Below are 15,103 nucleotides of genomic sequence, written 5' to 3'. Positions count from 1 at the left end.
AAATTCAAAAAGTTTAATCCTTTTTAAAATTTTTAGTTAAATCATTTATTTTTAAGAGTTTTACTATAAATATCTGCTCCATAATTAAATTTAAACCAAACGGAACAAAGAATGCTATTGCATCTGGTGTGCTTACCTCTCCTAATTTATTCGTAGGATTTAATCCTAAGTATAAAATAAGCATTTTTACAACACTTAATCCTAAAAAAATAAAGCCTATTTGACTTTCATATATTTTGCTTAACAACAATATGCTAGAGCATAATAAAATTGATAAGACAGCATTAACCCCATATGAGATTGGCAAATTAACCACCGTAATTATCGGATCTATTAGATTGTCGTTTTTAAAAAAACTGTGCACTAGAAATGCAAAAAGGTTTATTACTATTAAAATAGCAAAACCTTTGGTATGATTCTTAATCATTAAATTATTCGTTATTAAGTTTGTTTAATTGCCTCATTAAATTCATCACAAAAATAACAAGAGCTAGTATAATGAACAAAAGAGTAATCCATGGTTTTTTAAATTGATAATATTCATCAACTAAATTTCCTAGCTTAGATGCTAAAAACATCATTACCCCCAACTGTACCCCGATTCCAGAAAATTTAAGAAATTTCCGAAACGTTGTGTTCTCTTTCTTTTGCTTCTTTTGGTTGTTCACTTGTTGCTGGGTTTAACTCTTTTATAGTACTTAACATTCTACAATTAGCATTAAAAATAGCTCCTGGCTCTACGGTTAAACTTTCCATAAAAATATCACCTGCCACTTTTGCTGACGGCTTTAAGCATAAAGAATTTTTAACTTCTAAATGTCCTTCAAAATAACCTTCTATATCAGCATTTACACATCTTACTTTTCCGTACACTTTCCCATCAGGACCAATTATCACCTTTCCTGTAGTTGTTAAATCTCCTTCAACAGTACCATCAATTCTAAAATCTCCTTGTGAAGTAATACTTCCTTTAAATACTGATTTCTTTGAAATCCTATTTCTCTCCATTGTTGAATTCTCTTGCATGCTCTGTGCTTTCTTTTTGTCTGAACCAAACATATCCTCTTAAATTTATTCTTTCAAAGTTAATTATTTCTTATTTAATAGCTCTTTTGCTTTTTCTGCCTCAGTAGAATTAGGATATCTAAAGCTTAAATCTTTCAATTCTTTTTCAAAGGCTTCTTTCCCCTGTTGCTTTGCTATTAAATATGCATTTAACAAAGCATATTTTGGTGCCAAATCAGTTTCTCCATATTTAATAAGCGCTACATCTATTTCTTCTTTTGCAGCTTCTATAGAATTTAACTTATACAATTCATAAATAGTCTCGTAACAAGTAATATAAGAATCTGCTGCTTCTTTAGCTACATCAACTTCATTGTTATTGTTTGCCAATTTTGTAAATGATGAACTAGGGTATTCTTGCAACAATTTTTGTTTGTACAAATTAGCCTTTGTAAAATCATCAGATTCTTTATATATTTTATACAATTTATAATAGGCTCCTATTTTTAAATCATTTTTAGGATCAAATAAAATTAAAGTTTCTAATTTTTCTATTGCCAAATTGTTTTCTGCTAACTGACTGTAATATGCATTTCCTAATTCGTAATAGTTTAGATTTCTACTTTTTGTAATACTATCTAAAAACTGTGGATCCCTATTTATTGTACTAGTATAAAATGCTACTTTATATTTATTTTCTGATGGTGTTTTTTCTTCTTCTAAAGGCTTTGTTCCTTCATCTACGTCATTCTTAATCCCTAAAGATACTGCGTACCAATTTTGTTTTTTAAGATTTAAATTCCACATTTCCTTAAACGCAGTCTTTCCTTTTATTCTTTCTGTACTATTGTAAAAATACCAATCTGTTTTATCTGCAAATCCAATATTATTTTGACCAGCCAATAGCTTTAATTCCCTTAGTCTGGTTTGTTTTTCTTGTTCTTGTATTTTCTGAATGTAATTTTCAAAGTAAGTGTTTAAATCAACATTGTTCATGCTTGCTATTTTCAACAAACTATCATTCACTTTTGCCTCTTTCTGAATGTTTACAATTTTTTCTAAACTGCTAGATTTTCTTTTTATTCTAATTACACGTCTAGATTTTTTATTTTGAGCAACATTAATTAAAGTATCGTAGTACGATTTTGCTGATTCGTACTTTTTTAAGTCATACGATAAATCTCCTAATTTTTCATAACTCAACACTTTCTGACTTACATCACTTTTAGGACTTTGTACAGATTCTGTAAAAAACTGTTTTGCCAATATAATTGAATCTGAAGCTTGATAAATCAGTCCTTTTTCATATAATAAAGCACCTAAATAAGGTCTATTTTTAGTCACACTAATTAAGTGATTAACCTCATCTAAAAACTCTTGTGTTGTATAGTCTTCTATATGATTGTTGATTTTTTCTAACCTAGCCTGCACTTTAAACTTATACAATCCTCCTTGGGTATTTATAACCTTATCAAAAGCTTTATCAGACTTTTCAATCTGTCCTTGTTTTCTATAAACTTGACCTAATGTAAATGCAACTCTAGAGGCTGTAGTTCCTTTATCTAAAGCTTCCAAAGCTGCTTCTAAATGGGTTGTTATTTGATCTAAACTATCTGGTGTTTTTTGATAAGCCATAATTACTCCCACCTCAGCCTGTTGTCTTATTTTAGGAGATATTTTTGAAGAAGTCAACAATCTTTTTAAAGCTCTTTTACCAAAATCAGCATTGTCTAAATGGATATTTGCCTTAGCTCTCCAAACTACAGTCTCGTAAATTAAACTAGCGCTTGGATAATTTTTTATAATGTATTCAAAAGATTCTAAAGCAGGTCCAAATCTTTTGGTATAATACCTAGATTTAGCCAATAATAAATAAGCCTCATCTATTTGAGAATTTCTCTCCTCTCCTCCTATTAACATAGAATGTTTCTGAATTGCTTTTACCGCTTTTTCTTCAGCACGTTCAAAATCTACTTGACCAATAGGCTGGGCATCTCCATCTACTTCTTGATCTGCGTAAAAACTAAAAGGCTCAATAGGAAGAATCTCATTAAAATTGTCTTGATAGGTGTTTTCTACTTTTTCTAACCCTTTTTTAAAAGCCAGTTTTCCGTTGTAAACCACGTTGTATTTTGTAACTAAAGCATGATATTGTCTATTAACAAATTTATCTTTACGAGTACTACAGGCCAACAAAAGAAATGCAGATATGTATAAAAAATAGTGCTTCACAAAAGTTTAAGTCTAAAAATATGAATTTTCTTAAGTCACAAATATAACGTTCTAATAGCAAAGGGATTGTGCTTACAGAATAAATCTATCTATAATTTTAGAAATAGGCTCAATTTTATGAGTATCTTCAATACTTGGGCCAGCAACCCAAACATTTTTATAAGTAACTTCTTTAGCAGAACAAACCACATCTTGTGTTCCTTTTAAATATCTTAGTAACTTAATCCACTTTTTCAAGAAACGATATCTGTGAAGTTTTTTTTCTATCCAAGTTTCATCCAAACCTACTTTTTGTACATAAGGTGTATTGATAACCGTACAAGGTGTTCCCGATATTTTTTTAGTCATTACAATATCTTTGGCTCCATAAGAAACACATGCACTTTTGTACGCTTCTGAAACCTGAGACTCTTCCGATGCTATAAATGGACTCCCTATAGATGCTCCTGCCGCTCCATAAGACAACACCTCATATAAGTCTTGCTTAGATCCAATTCCTCCTGCAGATATTACAGGTAAACTTGTATTACTAACCAACTCTTTAATTAAGCTCTCTGGATCTAATGCTCCTCTATGTCCTCCGGCTCTGTTATTTACGGCAATTAAAGCATCACAACCCAAAGCCTCTGCTTTTTTTGCATGCTCTAAATTTACTACATCACAAAAAACTTTAATCTTAGCCCTTCTCGCTTTTACAATCACCTCTCTAGGACTTCCTAATGAAGTAATAATAAAATCTACACCTTCATCACAACATGCTTTTAATTGTTCTCTGTATTTTAAGTTTGATGGGTTTACTATAATATTAATTCCAAAAGCCCCATGACTAGGTTTATGAGCTTTCATTTCTCTTATAGCCTCTTTTAATTCACTAATTCTTCTGTAATTTAAAGCCGGAATACATCCTGCTCCTCCTTTTTGCATTGCTGCAATTACCATAGCTGTGTTAGACACCAAAAACATGGGAGCTACCAAAAAAGGCAACTCTATATTTAATATTTGTTGTAATGTTTTTGACTGAGGCATTTTATTGTTTCTAGTGGGTGATTAAGGTACTCTTTTAATTTGACGAATGTTAATTTTTATTCCACACATTATTTTCTCTGTTTACATCTACCATTTGATGATCTTGATCAAGCTCCACTTTTTTTATTGGTTTCGCAACAGAAAAACTATAGGTAGGTTTTATCCAAGACCAATCTGCCAAAACAGTCACTTCTTGTTTTTTTTCACCTCTCATAATATCCAAAGGAATGTAAAATCCTTCTGTACTATCATCTTCATAAGTTACCGTTACTTCTATTGGCATAGGCATTTTTCCTTTTCTATGGATTGTAATTTTATCTGTTAAAGGAGGGAAAATTTCATAATCTATAGTAGCCGTCGTCTCTGTCCAATAATTTAAATACCAATCCAATTCCAATCCTGAGCTTTTTTCTGCTACTCTCATAAAGTTTTCTGGTGTTGGATGTTTAAAACTATAGGCTTTAAAATAATTTCTTAACGTATTTTTTAATGCATCTTTTCCTATTATATATTCTAATTGATCTAGAAACAAAGCTCCTTTGTTATAAGAAGACACTCCATATCCATAATTATAATCAAAAGAATCACCATAAGTTGTTAAAGGTTCTTCTATTCCGTATCCTATCAACTTTACATAACTAGCATACATTTTTTCAAAAGCACCTTTATCATCATTAAACAATTGATGCTCTATTAATGTAGATATGTAGGTAGTGAATCCTTCATCCATCCAAGCATGTTTGGTCTCGTTACTCGCTAATAAAAACTGAAACCAAGAATGTGCCAATTCGTGAGCAACTACACCTACCAAGCTTCTATAATCTCTATCTCCCGTAATTAAAGTACACATTGCATATTCCATACCTCCGTCTCCTCCTTGAACTACCGTATATTGTTTGTAAGGATAAGCTCCTACTTGTTCTTTGTAAAAAGCAAACAACTGATCCATAACTTTAGGTAATTTTTCCCAAGAGGCTTTTCTATCTCCATCTAGTGTGTTTTTGTATAAAAAATGAACTTCGGGTCCGTTTGCTACTTGATGTTTTAAATGTTTGTAATCTGCATCTGCAGCCCAAGAAAAATCGTGAACATTTGGTGCTTTAAACTCCCAAGTAATTTTTCCGTTTTCTATTTTTTGTTCTAATTTGTCTTTAGATGTTTCGTACCCATGTCCTACTTCATTCGGATTTTGCAAATACCCAGAACCTCCAATGGTATACTCTTTATCTATAGAGATATTTACTTCATAATCTCCCCAATCTGCATAAAACTCCGCTCCCAAGTACGGATTTGCATGCCATCCTTCTTGATCGTAAGCAGCTAATTTTGGATACCATTGTGTCATAGACAAAGCCACACCTTCTTTATTATCTCTACCAGACCTTCTTACTTGTAACGGAATTTGACCTTCAAACTCCATTTCTAAGCTGGTTTTACGTCCTGCTTTTATAGGTTTTGCCAACGCTACTTCTAAAACCGTTCCTTCTACATAATATTTTAAAAGCTCTCCTTTTTGCGTTAGTTTTAAGACTTTTATAAACCCTTGCTCTTCTGGCTTTAGCAATGCTATTTTACTTTTATTTACTGGAGCCTCTTCAGTCCCTATATTTATCATCACTCTAGGATCTGGATCTTTCATATTTTGGATTTTTACATCCATAGCACTCCCTGGCTGAAAAGCATTGTTATACAAATGATAGTAAACTTTTGTGATGGTTTCTGGGGAATTATTTCTGTACGTAATCTCCTGTTTTCCTTTGTATTGATAGGTTTCTACATCCATATCAACATCCATTTTATAATCTGTTTTTTGTTGCCAGTACTGTGCATTTACTGTAATTGACAACATTCCCAAAAAGAATATTATTTTTTTCATCATCTTTTAAATAAAAATACCAGCCTAAAAAAGGCTGGTATATAATTTATAAATTTTTTACTTACTTTTTTTGATTCACAATTGCTTCTGCCATTTTTACAGCATTGTATGCATTTACCATTCTCCCACTTCTAGAAATCTCTGATAATTTTACTTTTTTTCCTGCTCCTCCTGGCAATAAAACCTCCATATTTACCAACGTACCCGAATTCATAATAATATGTTTTACTTGACTTGCCGATAATTCTGGGTAATAAGATCTAATTAATGCTGCTACACCCGCTGTTGCAGGAGATGCCATTGATGTTCCGCTTAATTTTTTGTATTCATTCCCTGGAACGGTATTGTAAATATCGTGTCCTGGTGCAAAAACATCTACACTCTTTTTACCATAGTTGGTAAAATCTGCTAATAATTTTTCGTCATAAAAACGAGTCAATGCACCGATGGTTAAAAAATTGTCAGAAATTTCTTCTGCATCATCTACATCTTTTGGATAGCTCGCTTTTTCGTCAATATTCTGAGCATCATTTCCAGCTGCATTTACAATCAACACATCGTTTTTAGCTGCGTATTTAATCGCATCATATACCCATTCTGCATTTGGAGAATATCCTTTTCCAAAACTTGTATTAATTACTTTTGCTCCATTGTCTACCGCATATCTAATTCCCAAAGCCACATCTTTGTCATATTCATCTCCGTTTGGCACAACTCTTACCGCCATTAACAAAGCATTTTCGGCAACTCCTTGTACTCCTAAACTGTTATTTCTATCAGCTAAAATAATCCCAGAAACATGTGTTCCGTGAATTTCATCTTCTGCCTGGTCTTTTACATTGTTATCCCCGTATACTTTTGTTTTCATAGAATAAGCATCATCATTTAATGCAGCTCTACCATCAAACTCTAAATTGTAATAGGTATTAACTTTAGAAGTATAATATTCTACAGCAGGTTCTAATTGCTCTATCTGCTCTTCAATAGTACTTCCGCTTTCTAAAATTCGGATAGCCATTTCTTTTTTAGAATTTACCAAATCAAATGTAGAAGTAGCCCCTTTTATGTCTTCTAAGGTATATTCTTTTTTACCTGTTAAATTTTGCATCGCAACATCCGTATCTTTTAGCATACCTTGATATTGCATATATTGCTCTTGTCCTTTTTTAGCTTCGGCTAAATTATTTTCATAATCTTCTTCCAAGGCTTTAAAAGCCAAATAAGCCTCAGTATCTTTTTTCTTAATATCTACAGATGTTTTTCCCTCGTATTTAGGTTTTAAAGATCTGTACAATCTAGTAATCTCTAAAGTCTCATCATAGGTAGACCCTAAAAAGTTCCATCCATGAACATCATCAATAAATCCATTTTTATCATCGTCTTTACCGTTGCCAGCTATTTCTTTTTTGTTTACCCAAACCTTGCTTTTTAAATCTTCATGAGTAATATCGGATCCTGAATCTGTAACCGCTACAATTACAGGAACTGATTTTTTATTTTGTAAAAATTCATAGGCTTTTTCTATACTCATACCTGGAATAGAATCCGTTGCTAAATCTGAATGTGACCATGTGTTTAACTCTTGCTCTGCAAAAACCTTTTTAGCAGGTATGTTTATGGCTGCACTTTTCCCTTCTGGAATCGCAATATTATGAATAGAGCTACAACTTACTACAAATACTCCTAACGCTACAACGGCTGTATATCTTGTTAATTTCATGAATTAAATATTTCTTTAAATGTATATGTTTCTTTTAATCTTATTCCTTTTTCTGTTTGATGGACTGTACATATTTCATGATGTGCATCGTGCTGCATAAACAGCAAGTATTCATTATCTGCAGCTTCTTTCAAAAATAATTCTTTTTCCGACAATGTCAACAAAGGCCTAGTATCATACCCCATTACATAAGGCAAAGGAACATGACCTATTGTTGGCAATAAATCTGCCATAAAAACAACTTTTTTTCCTTTGTAATCAATCATCGGAATCATTTGTTTTTCTGTGTGACCATCTGCTAAAAATATGCCAAACCCCAATTCTGATGTTTGTAATTTTTGTTCACCATTAATTGCCACAAATTTTAACTGCCCACTTTCTTCTATTGGCACTATGTTTTCTGATAAAAAAGAAGCTTTTTCTCTTGCGTTGGGTTGTACAGCCCATTGCCAATGATTGGCATTGGACCAAAACGTAGCATTTTTAAATGCCGGTTCTAAAAACGTTCTGTCTTTGTTCCATTGAATAGCTCCACCAACATGGTCAAAATGCAGGTGTGTTAAAAAAACATCGGTAATATCATCTCTATGAAAACCGTATTTTGCTAAAGAAATATCTGTGGTAAAATCTCCCCAAGGGCTAATATGACTAAAGAATTTGTCATCTTGTTTGTCCCCTAAACCGGTATCAATTAAAATCAATCGTTCTCCATCTTCTATCAACAAAGAACGCATTCCAACATCTATTCTATTTGTAGCATCTGCCGGATTGGTTCGTTGCCAAATAGCTTTAGGTACTACACCAAACATAGCTCCTCCATCTAACTTAAAGTTTCCCGATTCTATTGGGTATAAAGTCATCTTAAATCAATTTGATATTAAAGATATAAAATGACTTTAGAAAGAGGTTTGATTTTATTAAAATATAACAGAAAAAGAAAAAAACTATAATTCTCCTTTTAACCAAAGTATTTGAAAAGGCTCTAAAGTGATAGAAGAACTTGTTATTTTTGATTCTGAACCAGATATTAAAATATTGGTTAACGGAAATGCTATCGTTTCTGGCAATTCACAAGTAATATTTGTGTCCGAAAAGTTATGTAGGGCTACAATTCTCTCTTTTTGATGCATACAATGTTGATCTACCACAAAAAGTGAGGTTCCTAAATCTAAAAACTCAAATTTCCCAAAAGGATTGAACGCAGGTTCATTTACACGAATAGAGATGATACGCTTATAACTATCTAACATTTTTTTAGACAAAGATCCTTGAGTTCCTAATTCTTTTTCTAACCAATCTATATGGTATTTTTCTCTATTAATAGTTCTGTTTACTCCGGAGTGTTTTACTCCATCATGATAATTTCTAGAACCTACCAAAGAATGAAAATAAACCCCAGGAACTCCTGGCATAGCTAACACCGTTACTTGTGCTAAAAACATACGTTTGTAACGAATTTCGTCCTCTTCATCAGGGTGAGTTAAAGCATCCATATAACTACAATTTAGCTCATATGGACTTTGACTTCCATCAGCATCTGTTTTGTAAGACACCAATCCTCCGTGACTTTTCACAACATCACCCACATAATTTACCTCAGCATCTGTTAAAATTCCTTTTACAGGTCTTAACCCTATTCCATCGTGACTGGCTGTAAAATTAAAAAAGCAAACTTTATCGCTAGGCAAGGTTAAGGTTTTTGCCCAGCCCATTAACGTTTCAGTATTTTTATTTAAAATGGAATGTACCAATAAAGGTGGCAATGCAAAATTATACACCATTTGAGCCTCATCTGATCCACTACCAAAATAAGATACGTTTTCGTGATGCGGTACGTTGGTTTCGGTAATTATAATTACTTCTGGAGCTACCTCATGTAGCACTTCTCTCATTAGCTGAATCAGCTCATGCGTTTGTTCTAAATGCACACATTCTGTTCCTATTTCTTTCCAAATAAAAGCAATGGCATCTAATCTTATTAACGTTGCTCCTTTTTCTACATAATAAAACAGGGCATCTAATACGTTTCTTAAAACCCGATGACTTTTGTAATTCAAATCAACCTGATCTTTGCTAAACGTAGTCCAAACGTGTCTAATTTTTCCGTTAGCATCTGTAAACTCGCTTAACAAAGGCAATGCTCTGGGTCTTACCACTTTGCTTAAATCTACAGAAGGGTCTACTTCTGTAAAAAAATCTTGAAAATAAGGATCATCTGCTAAAAAAGCTTTGAACCAATCTGAAAACTGAGAAATATGATTGATTACTCCATCAACCATTAATCTATAATCTCCACTAATTTGTTCAATTTCTCTCCACGAACCCATTTTAGGATCTACCGCCCCGTAATTCACTACAGAAAATCCGTCATCAGAAGAGTATGGGTAAAAAGGCAAAATGTGCACCGAATTTATAATTCCTTTTAAATGCTTGTCCATAAACCCTTTTAAAGTTTGTAAAGAGGGTTCATAATCTTTGTTTACCTGATCTCCGTAGGTAATTAAAATCACATCTTTTTCGCTTAATTGATACGGTTTTGATTGTATTCTAGATTTGTATTTAAAAATTAAATCGATAATACTATCTACAGCTCTATCTGCTACTTCTGGCGGATATAATTTATGTAATCGCTTATTTATTGTGTGGTCTTTGTCGGAAATATGTTTCATTACTCATTGTCTTTTTTAACGTAGTTCACAAATTTTTCAGAAAAGTCTGGCATTACAGATCTTACGGTAATCCATGAGGATAACGAATGTGTTCCCATAGGATCTTCATAAAATTCAGAAGCAGCTTCTTTTATAGCATTCTGAAAAGCTTCTACTGCTTTTATTTCTTTTTCTCTGGTATACTCTAATGCATTTAGTTTACTTAAAGCGTTGTATTTAGAAATCTCAAATCTAGATTCTTGAAAATAAGTAGCCAACAAAGTTTTAAAAGAGGCTTCAGAAAACACAATCCCTTCTTGGGCTAAAACTCTAAACAACGTTTTGGCAATATCTTTAGACATTTTATAAATTCCAGAACCCGAAGCTTGATCTCCCAAATCTTGATGTTTATGCTCATAGGTTTCCATAATCTCCGTTTGACAAATTCTTTTGTTAGAGGTGTTTTTATACACTTCACTTAACGTAGAAACTTCTAACCCCCAAGTAGGAGAAATCCCAATACCTCTAGCTAAAGATCTTATAAAAGAAAACTCTCCAGACAATGAGTATCTAAAACTCCCCATATAATCTAAATATTTACTTTCTCCGTATACTTTAGCTAAAGAATTCACCAAAGGTGTATACAACAATCGAGTTGCTCTACCGTGTAGTTTGTTAGTTACTCTAGAGTAAAATCCTTTGTTAAATTCAAAATCTAAAGCAGGGTGTACAATAGGGTAAAACAATCTAGCAGGTATTTCTCTACTGTAATTTACAATATCACAATCGTGTAACGCAAAGGCATAAGCATCTTTATCTGCCAAAGCATAACCAATCATTGTCCAAACGTTTCTTCCTTTTCCTGGCGTTTGTAAACCTGGAAACCCCTCTGCTGTTAAATCGGCATACAGTTCTTGAATTTTAGGGCCATCGTTCCACAAAACATCTACTTTACAAGGCAAAACAGACATTAGCTCCTTAACCTCTTCAAACTGCTCTTTTGTAGCTTGATCTAACCCTAAAATAATTTTATATAAATATTTTACACTTTTTAACTCCTCTATAATATTGTGCATTGCAGGAGTTTCAAACTCAGAATACAGTGCAGGTAACATTAACAACATTCCTCTTCTTTTGCTAAAACCTTCTAATTCGCTTTCTAAATCTTCTAATGTTCTATCTCCTAAGTTTTGAAGTGTTGTAATCACTCCATTCTGAAAAAAATCTGCCATACTTTTCTTTATTTTTTTATAATTATTATAAAATCCATCACATTGGTACCCGATATTCCTGTAACAAAATCGTACCCTAATTCTTTAAAAAAAGTATTGCTATCACTATTTTTTAAGGATGCTTGTGGATCTAGTTTTTTCTTTTTTATCAATTCATAAATATCATAATCTACAAAAGCACCTGTCGCTTTTGATCGTCCATCAATACCATCGCTACCTGCACTTAAAACTGTTATTTTTTGGTTAATACAATCACTAAGCAATAATCTTAATGCTAATTCCTGATTTCTACCTCCGTAACCATCTCCTGTCACCACAGTTGTGGTTTCACCACCAAACAGCAAACAAAAACTATTGTATTGTTCATCGTATTTTTTAATTTCATCACATATAAATTCAGTTGCTTTTTCTGAACTCATTTCTAAAGTAGTTGTTATAATTTCTGTTTTTTCTACCTTAGAGTTCATATACATTTTTGCTTCTTGTAAAGCAATTTCATTATTCCCAATAATATGATGTGGAAACTTTCCATTGTTCATTGGTGCTGAACCAATCGTATGTAAATCGTCTCCAATTACATCACTCAACACCAACACTTCACCTTTTGCTTTTATATAATTGGCTAGTTTTCCTCCTTTGATTTCAGAAATTGATTTTCGAACAGTATTTAAAGCTTTTATATCTATTCCCGATGTTAAAAGAGCTGCCGATATTTTAGTAAAATCATCTAAAGTTAATCCGTTAATCGGTTTTTCTATCATAGCAGAAGCTCCACCAGACAATAGGAAAACAAAGACATCATTCTCTGTTAATTCCGACACTCCATTGATCAACATTTCTGCTGCTTCTATACTTTTATCAGACACTAACGGATGCGTAGACGTAAAGTGTTTTGCGTATTTTAATTTTCCTACAGAAGTAGAAATAACGACTCCTCCTGCAATTTTATCTTTTAAAATAGCTTCGCATTCTTTTGCCATATCAAAAGCAGCTTTTCCTACTCCAAAAACAAAAAAACGAGAATTGTTGTTAAGCACATAATCATTCCCTACAAGAGTAATTACATTTTCCAGAACAGATACGTTGTCTTTTATTAAAGAAACTGCTTTTACTTTTCGCAAAGCTTTGTTATATATTTTTTCTAATTCTTTTTTATACATTTTTTAGCACCATTTCATTCCAACCCTTAGCTCCTTTAAAACTAGATTTCTGCAAATCGGAATTTGTTAAACTTATATATTCTCCTTTATGATTTTGAATGGCAATGGGTACATCTACACTATTTAGCAAGGGCACATCGTTTTGTCCATCTCCCAATCCTATAGATTTTACTTTTTCTTTGTATATCTTCTCAAAAATTTCTGCGCACTTTTCAACCGCTTTCCCTTTGTCTTGATTTTTTCCTATTAAATGATAAAATCGTCCTCCTTTGGTAATTTTTAATTCATTTTCTGAAGCTAGTTTTTCCAAAATATCTAGCGCAGCTTCTTCCTTTAAAACAAAAGGTTCTGTAAAATCTCTAATCTTAGATAATTTTGCACTTTCTAGAGGTAGTCCTGTATATTTTACAACCTCATCATCTGTCATATCACTAAAACCCAACATTCCAAACTGCTTTTTACAAGCATTGTAAAATTTTAAAACTTGTGAATATGCAACTCCTAATTGTAGAACATAATAATCTTCAAAGGCAGTTAAAAAAGAAAAATCAAACCCTTTGTAGTTTTTAGGAATAAACAAAGCTGCTCCATTTTCTACAATAAAAGGTTCTTTAATAGCTACTTTTTGTTGCAACAATTCAACTTCTATTTTTGTTTTACTTGTGGTAAATATTAACGGAATTTCTTTTTTAAAAATACACGCTAAAGCCTCTGACGATGCCTCAAAAGAATAATCATCGTGGTTTAAAAAAGTTCCGTCTAAATCTGTAAATATAACTGTCTTCATAATTGATGTTCAAAAACATTAAATAAGAATCCTATTTTAAAAAACAGTCCCAGATTCTTATTAAAAGCAAAAAAATTGCTTTTTGACTTGACTTAAAGTATAAAGCTAAGACATTATGAAACAATTAGTCCTGCCAAAAAACAGGATTTAGAATGAGATTTGCGTAAACGTGACAATTCATTATTATTATTCAACTAGAAAAAACGCATTAAGAAATAGGTCTAAAAACAAAAAACCATCACTAAAAAGTGATGGTTTTACTTAGAGGTGTCGAGCGGATTCGAACCGCTGTAACTGGTTTTGCAGACCAGGGCCTAGCCACTCGGCCACAACACCCTAATTAGGATTGCAAATTTATATAAAAATGTACATTCTACAATACACTTTTCTATTTTTTTTAACCTCTTATCTTTTTTTTGTCATTTCTATAGTTACCGCAGCTACATCCCCTCCAATTGGTGGATTTAATTTAGACAAAGCCACAGTTGCTTCTTCAATTAATGTAATTTCTTTTAGCAGTCTTACCAACACTCTTTCTACCACATGCTCTAACAATTCTGAACGTTGCAACACCTCTTCTTCTACTATTTTATTAATATGCACATAATCTACTGTATCTGCTAATTTATCAGATATTGCAGACGTGCTTAAATCTGCTTTTACAGCAACATCTACTCGGTAGTGAGAACCAATTTTAGCTTCTTCTTCTAAACATCCGTGATTGCTGTATATTCTAATATTCTGAACTCTAATAATTCCCATTTCTTGTCTTTTGGAAACACAAATCTATAACAAAGGTTTTAAACTTTTTAACATTTTATCATAATCCTCAGGAGTATCTATATCCACAATTTCTTTCTCTATTAAAAAATCAGAAACAATAGATTCATATTTTTTCAATATTGATTTTGCTCCGTTATCACTAGACAACAAAGTTAATTCTTTAAAAAAATAATGCTCAAAAACAACAGGAACTCCCGTGTAATTATAACAAGCTGTTACCGTAATTTTATTTTTATTATTAAAATGATGTCTTAAAATTTGTTGAAGATCATCGGCTTTAATATTTGGCTGATCTGCCAACAAGAGCATTACTCTTTTGTATTTATTTGTTTGTTGAATTTGAGACACTCCAAAAGCAATAGAACTCCCAATTCCCTTTTCCCATTCTTTATGTTCTATTACATTAACAGAAAGGCTTCTTATTTTTTTTAAGATAGATTTATAATTTGCTCCCAACACAACAAATACATTTTCTGTAGAAACTTGCAACACCTGCTTAATGGCATGGGTTAACAAAACATCGGTTTTAAAAGACAACAATTGCTTGGGAGTTCCCATTCTTTTTGAAGCTCCTGCTGCCAAAATTAAAAAAGCCGTATTTTCTATCATTTTACACAGACACGTTACAAGTATT

The 15,103-nt window shown here is 32.3% G+C and carries 14 protein-coding genes and 1 tRNA gene; all 15 read right to left on the bottom strand.

Annotation, left to right across the window (positions count from 1 at the left end):
- Positions 1 to 13 precede the first annotated feature (13 nt).
- The 15 genes from FHR24_RS02390 to FHR24_RS02320 all read right to left on the bottom strand — a co-directional run bounded on the left by FHR24_RS02390 (position 14) and on the right by FHR24_RS02320 (position 15,078).
- Positions 14 to 427, bottom strand: a complete 414-nt coding sequence (locus FHR24_RS02390; protein WP_167183325.1) for a DUF6168 family protein — start codon at positions 425 to 427, stop codon at positions 14 to 16.
- 4 nt (positions 428 to 431) lie between these two features.
- Positions 432 to 578, bottom strand: coding sequence for an AtpZ/AtpI family protein (locus FHR24_RS15770; protein WP_394352391.1), 147 nt, complete (start codon positions 576 to 578; stop codon positions 432 to 434).
- 34 nt (positions 579 to 612) lie between these two features.
- Positions 613 to 1,059, bottom strand: coding sequence for a bactofilin family protein (locus tag FHR24_RS02380; protein WP_167183320.1), 447 nt, complete (start codon positions 1,057 to 1,059; stop codon positions 613 to 615).
- A 30-nt stretch (positions 1,060 to 1,089) separates the two neighbouring features.
- A complete protein-coding gene (porW, locus tag FHR24_RS02375; RefSeq protein ID WP_208412272.1) occupies positions 1,090 to 3,237 on the bottom strand; it encodes a type IX secretion system periplasmic lipoprotein PorW/SprE in 2,148 nt (715 codons plus the stop codon).
- Between the two features lie 72 nt (positions 3,238 to 3,309).
- Positions 3,310 to 4,263 carry an NAD(P)H-dependent flavin oxidoreductase gene (locus FHR24_RS02370; protein ID WP_167183314.1) on the bottom strand — a complete coding sequence of 318 codons (954 nt, stop codon included), beginning with the start codon at positions 4,261 to 4,263 and terminating at the stop codon, positions 3,310 to 3,312.
- A 49-nt stretch (positions 4,264 to 4,312) separates the two neighbouring features.
- Positions 4,313 to 6,139 carry a M1 family metallopeptidase gene (locus FHR24_RS02365; protein WP_167183311.1) on the bottom strand — a complete coding sequence of 609 codons (1,827 nt, stop codon included), beginning with the start codon at positions 6,137 to 6,139 and terminating at the stop codon, positions 4,313 to 4,315.
- A gap of 61 nt (positions 6,140 to 6,200) precedes the next feature.
- Positions 6,201 to 7,859, bottom strand: coding sequence for a S8 family peptidase (locus tag FHR24_RS02360; RefSeq protein WP_167183308.1), 1,659 nt, complete (start codon positions 7,857 to 7,859; stop codon positions 6,201 to 6,203).
- Positions 7,856 to 8,719 carry an MBL fold metallo-hydrolase gene (locus FHR24_RS02355; protein WP_167183305.1) on the bottom strand — a complete coding sequence of 288 codons (864 nt, stop codon included), beginning with the start codon at positions 8,717 to 8,719 and terminating at the stop codon, positions 7,856 to 7,858. The genes FHR24_RS02360 and FHR24_RS02355 overlap by 4 nt, the downstream gene beginning before the upstream one ends.
- 84 nt (positions 8,720 to 8,803) lie before the next feature.
- A complete protein-coding gene (locus FHR24_RS02350; RefSeq protein WP_167183302.1) occupies positions 8,804 to 10,528 on the bottom strand; it encodes a sugar phosphorylase in 1,725 nt (574 codons plus the stop codon).
- Positions 10,528 to 11,739, bottom strand: a complete 1,212-nt coding sequence (locus FHR24_RS02345) for a glycosyltransferase family protein (RefSeq protein WP_167183299.1) — start codon at positions 11,737 to 11,739, stop codon at positions 10,528 to 10,530. The genes FHR24_RS02350 and FHR24_RS02345 overlap by 1 nt, the downstream gene beginning before the upstream one ends.
- Positions 11,740 to 11,747: 8 nt before the next feature.
- The gene (locus tag FHR24_RS02340; protein WP_167183296.1) at positions 11,748 to 12,899 is read right to left on the bottom strand and encodes a glycerate kinase type-2 family protein; all 1,152 of its coding nucleotides are present in this window, start codon (positions 12,897 to 12,899) and stop codon (positions 11,748 to 11,750) included.
- Entirely contained in the window at positions 12,892 to 13,686 is a 795-nt protein-coding gene (locus FHR24_RS02335; RefSeq protein ID WP_167183293.1) for an HAD-IIB family hydrolase, read from the bottom strand. Before FHR24_RS02335 ends, FHR24_RS02340 begins: the two co-directional genes overlap by 8 nt.
- A gap of 265 nt (positions 13,687 to 13,951) precedes the next feature.
- Positions 13,952 to 14,022 (bottom strand) — tRNA-Cys (locus FHR24_RS02330).
- Between the two features lie 69 nt (positions 14,023 to 14,091).
- A complete protein-coding gene (folB, locus tag FHR24_RS02325) occupies positions 14,092 to 14,448 on the bottom strand; it encodes a dihydroneopterin aldolase (RefSeq protein WP_167183290.1) in 357 nt (118 codons plus the stop codon).
- Between the two features lie 24 nt (positions 14,449 to 14,472).
- Positions 14,473 to 15,078, bottom strand: a complete 606-nt coding sequence (locus FHR24_RS02320) for a nucleotidyltransferase family protein (RefSeq protein ID WP_167183287.1) — start codon at positions 15,076 to 15,078, stop codon at positions 14,473 to 14,475.
- Positions 15,079 to 15,103: the final 25 nt, after the last annotated feature.

It is taken from the genome of Wenyingzhuangia heitensis (genome assembly GCF_011762155.1).
In the GTDB taxonomy this organism is placed as follows: domain Bacteria; phylum Bacteroidota; class Bacteroidia; order Flavobacteriales; family Flavobacteriaceae; genus Wenyingzhuangia; species Wenyingzhuangia heitensis.
Note: the sequence above shows the minus strand (reverse complement) of the source record. Positions and strands in the feature narration are given on the sequence as shown.

What these genes read in the sequence shown, in the direction of transcription:
- FHR24_RS02390 (WP_167183325.1), bottom strand. Translation starts at nt 427, where the DNA reads ATGATTAAGAATCATACCAAAGGTTTTGCTATTTTAATAGTAATAAAC.
- FHR24_RS02340 (WP_167183296.1), bottom strand. Translation starts at nt 12,899, where the DNA reads ATGTATAAAAAAGAATTAGAAAAAATATATAACAAAGCTTTGCGAAAA.
- FHR24_RS02380 (WP_167183320.1), bottom strand. Translation starts at nt 1,059, where the DNA reads ATGTTTGGTTCAGACAAAAAGAAAGCACAGAGCATGCAAGAGAATTCA.
- FHR24_RS02335 (WP_167183293.1), bottom strand. Translation starts at nt 13,686, where the DNA reads ATGAAGACAGTTATATTTACAGATTTAGACGGAACTTTTTTAAACCAC.
- FHR24_RS15770 (WP_394352391.1), bottom strand. Translation starts at nt 578, where the DNA reads ATGTTTTTAGCATCTAAGCTAGGAAATTTAGTTGATGAATATTATCAA.
- FHR24_RS02365 (WP_167183311.1), bottom strand. Translation starts at nt 6,139, where the DNA reads ATGAAAAAAATAATATTCTTTTTGGGAATGTTGTCAATTACAGTAAAT.
- FHR24_RS02355 (WP_167183305.1), bottom strand. Translation starts at nt 8,719, where the DNA reads ATGACTTTATACCCAATAGAATCGGGAAACTTTAAGTTAGATGGAGGA.
- FHR24_RS02350 (WP_167183302.1), bottom strand. Translation starts at nt 10,528, where the DNA reads ATGAAACATATTTCCGACAAAGACCACACAATAAATAAGCGATTACAT.
- FHR24_RS02360 (WP_167183308.1), bottom strand. Translation starts at nt 7,859, where the DNA reads ATGAAATTAACAAGATATACAGCCGTTGTAGCGTTAGGAGTATTTGTA.
- FHR24_RS02370 (WP_167183314.1), bottom strand. Translation starts at nt 4,263, where the DNA reads ATGCCTCAGTCAAAAACATTACAACAAATATTAAATATAGAGTTGCCT.
- FHR24_RS02345 (WP_167183299.1), bottom strand. Translation starts at nt 11,739, where the DNA reads ATGGCAGATTTTTTTCAGAATGGAGTGATTACAACACTTCAAAACTTA.
- FHR24_RS02320 (WP_167183287.1), bottom strand. Translation starts at nt 15,078, where the DNA reads ATGATAGAAAATACGGCTTTTTTAATTTTGGCAGCAGGAGCTTCAAAA.
- folB (WP_167183290.1), bottom strand. Translation starts at nt 14,448, where the DNA reads ATGGGAATTATTAGAGTTCAGAATATTAGAATATACAGCAATCACGGA.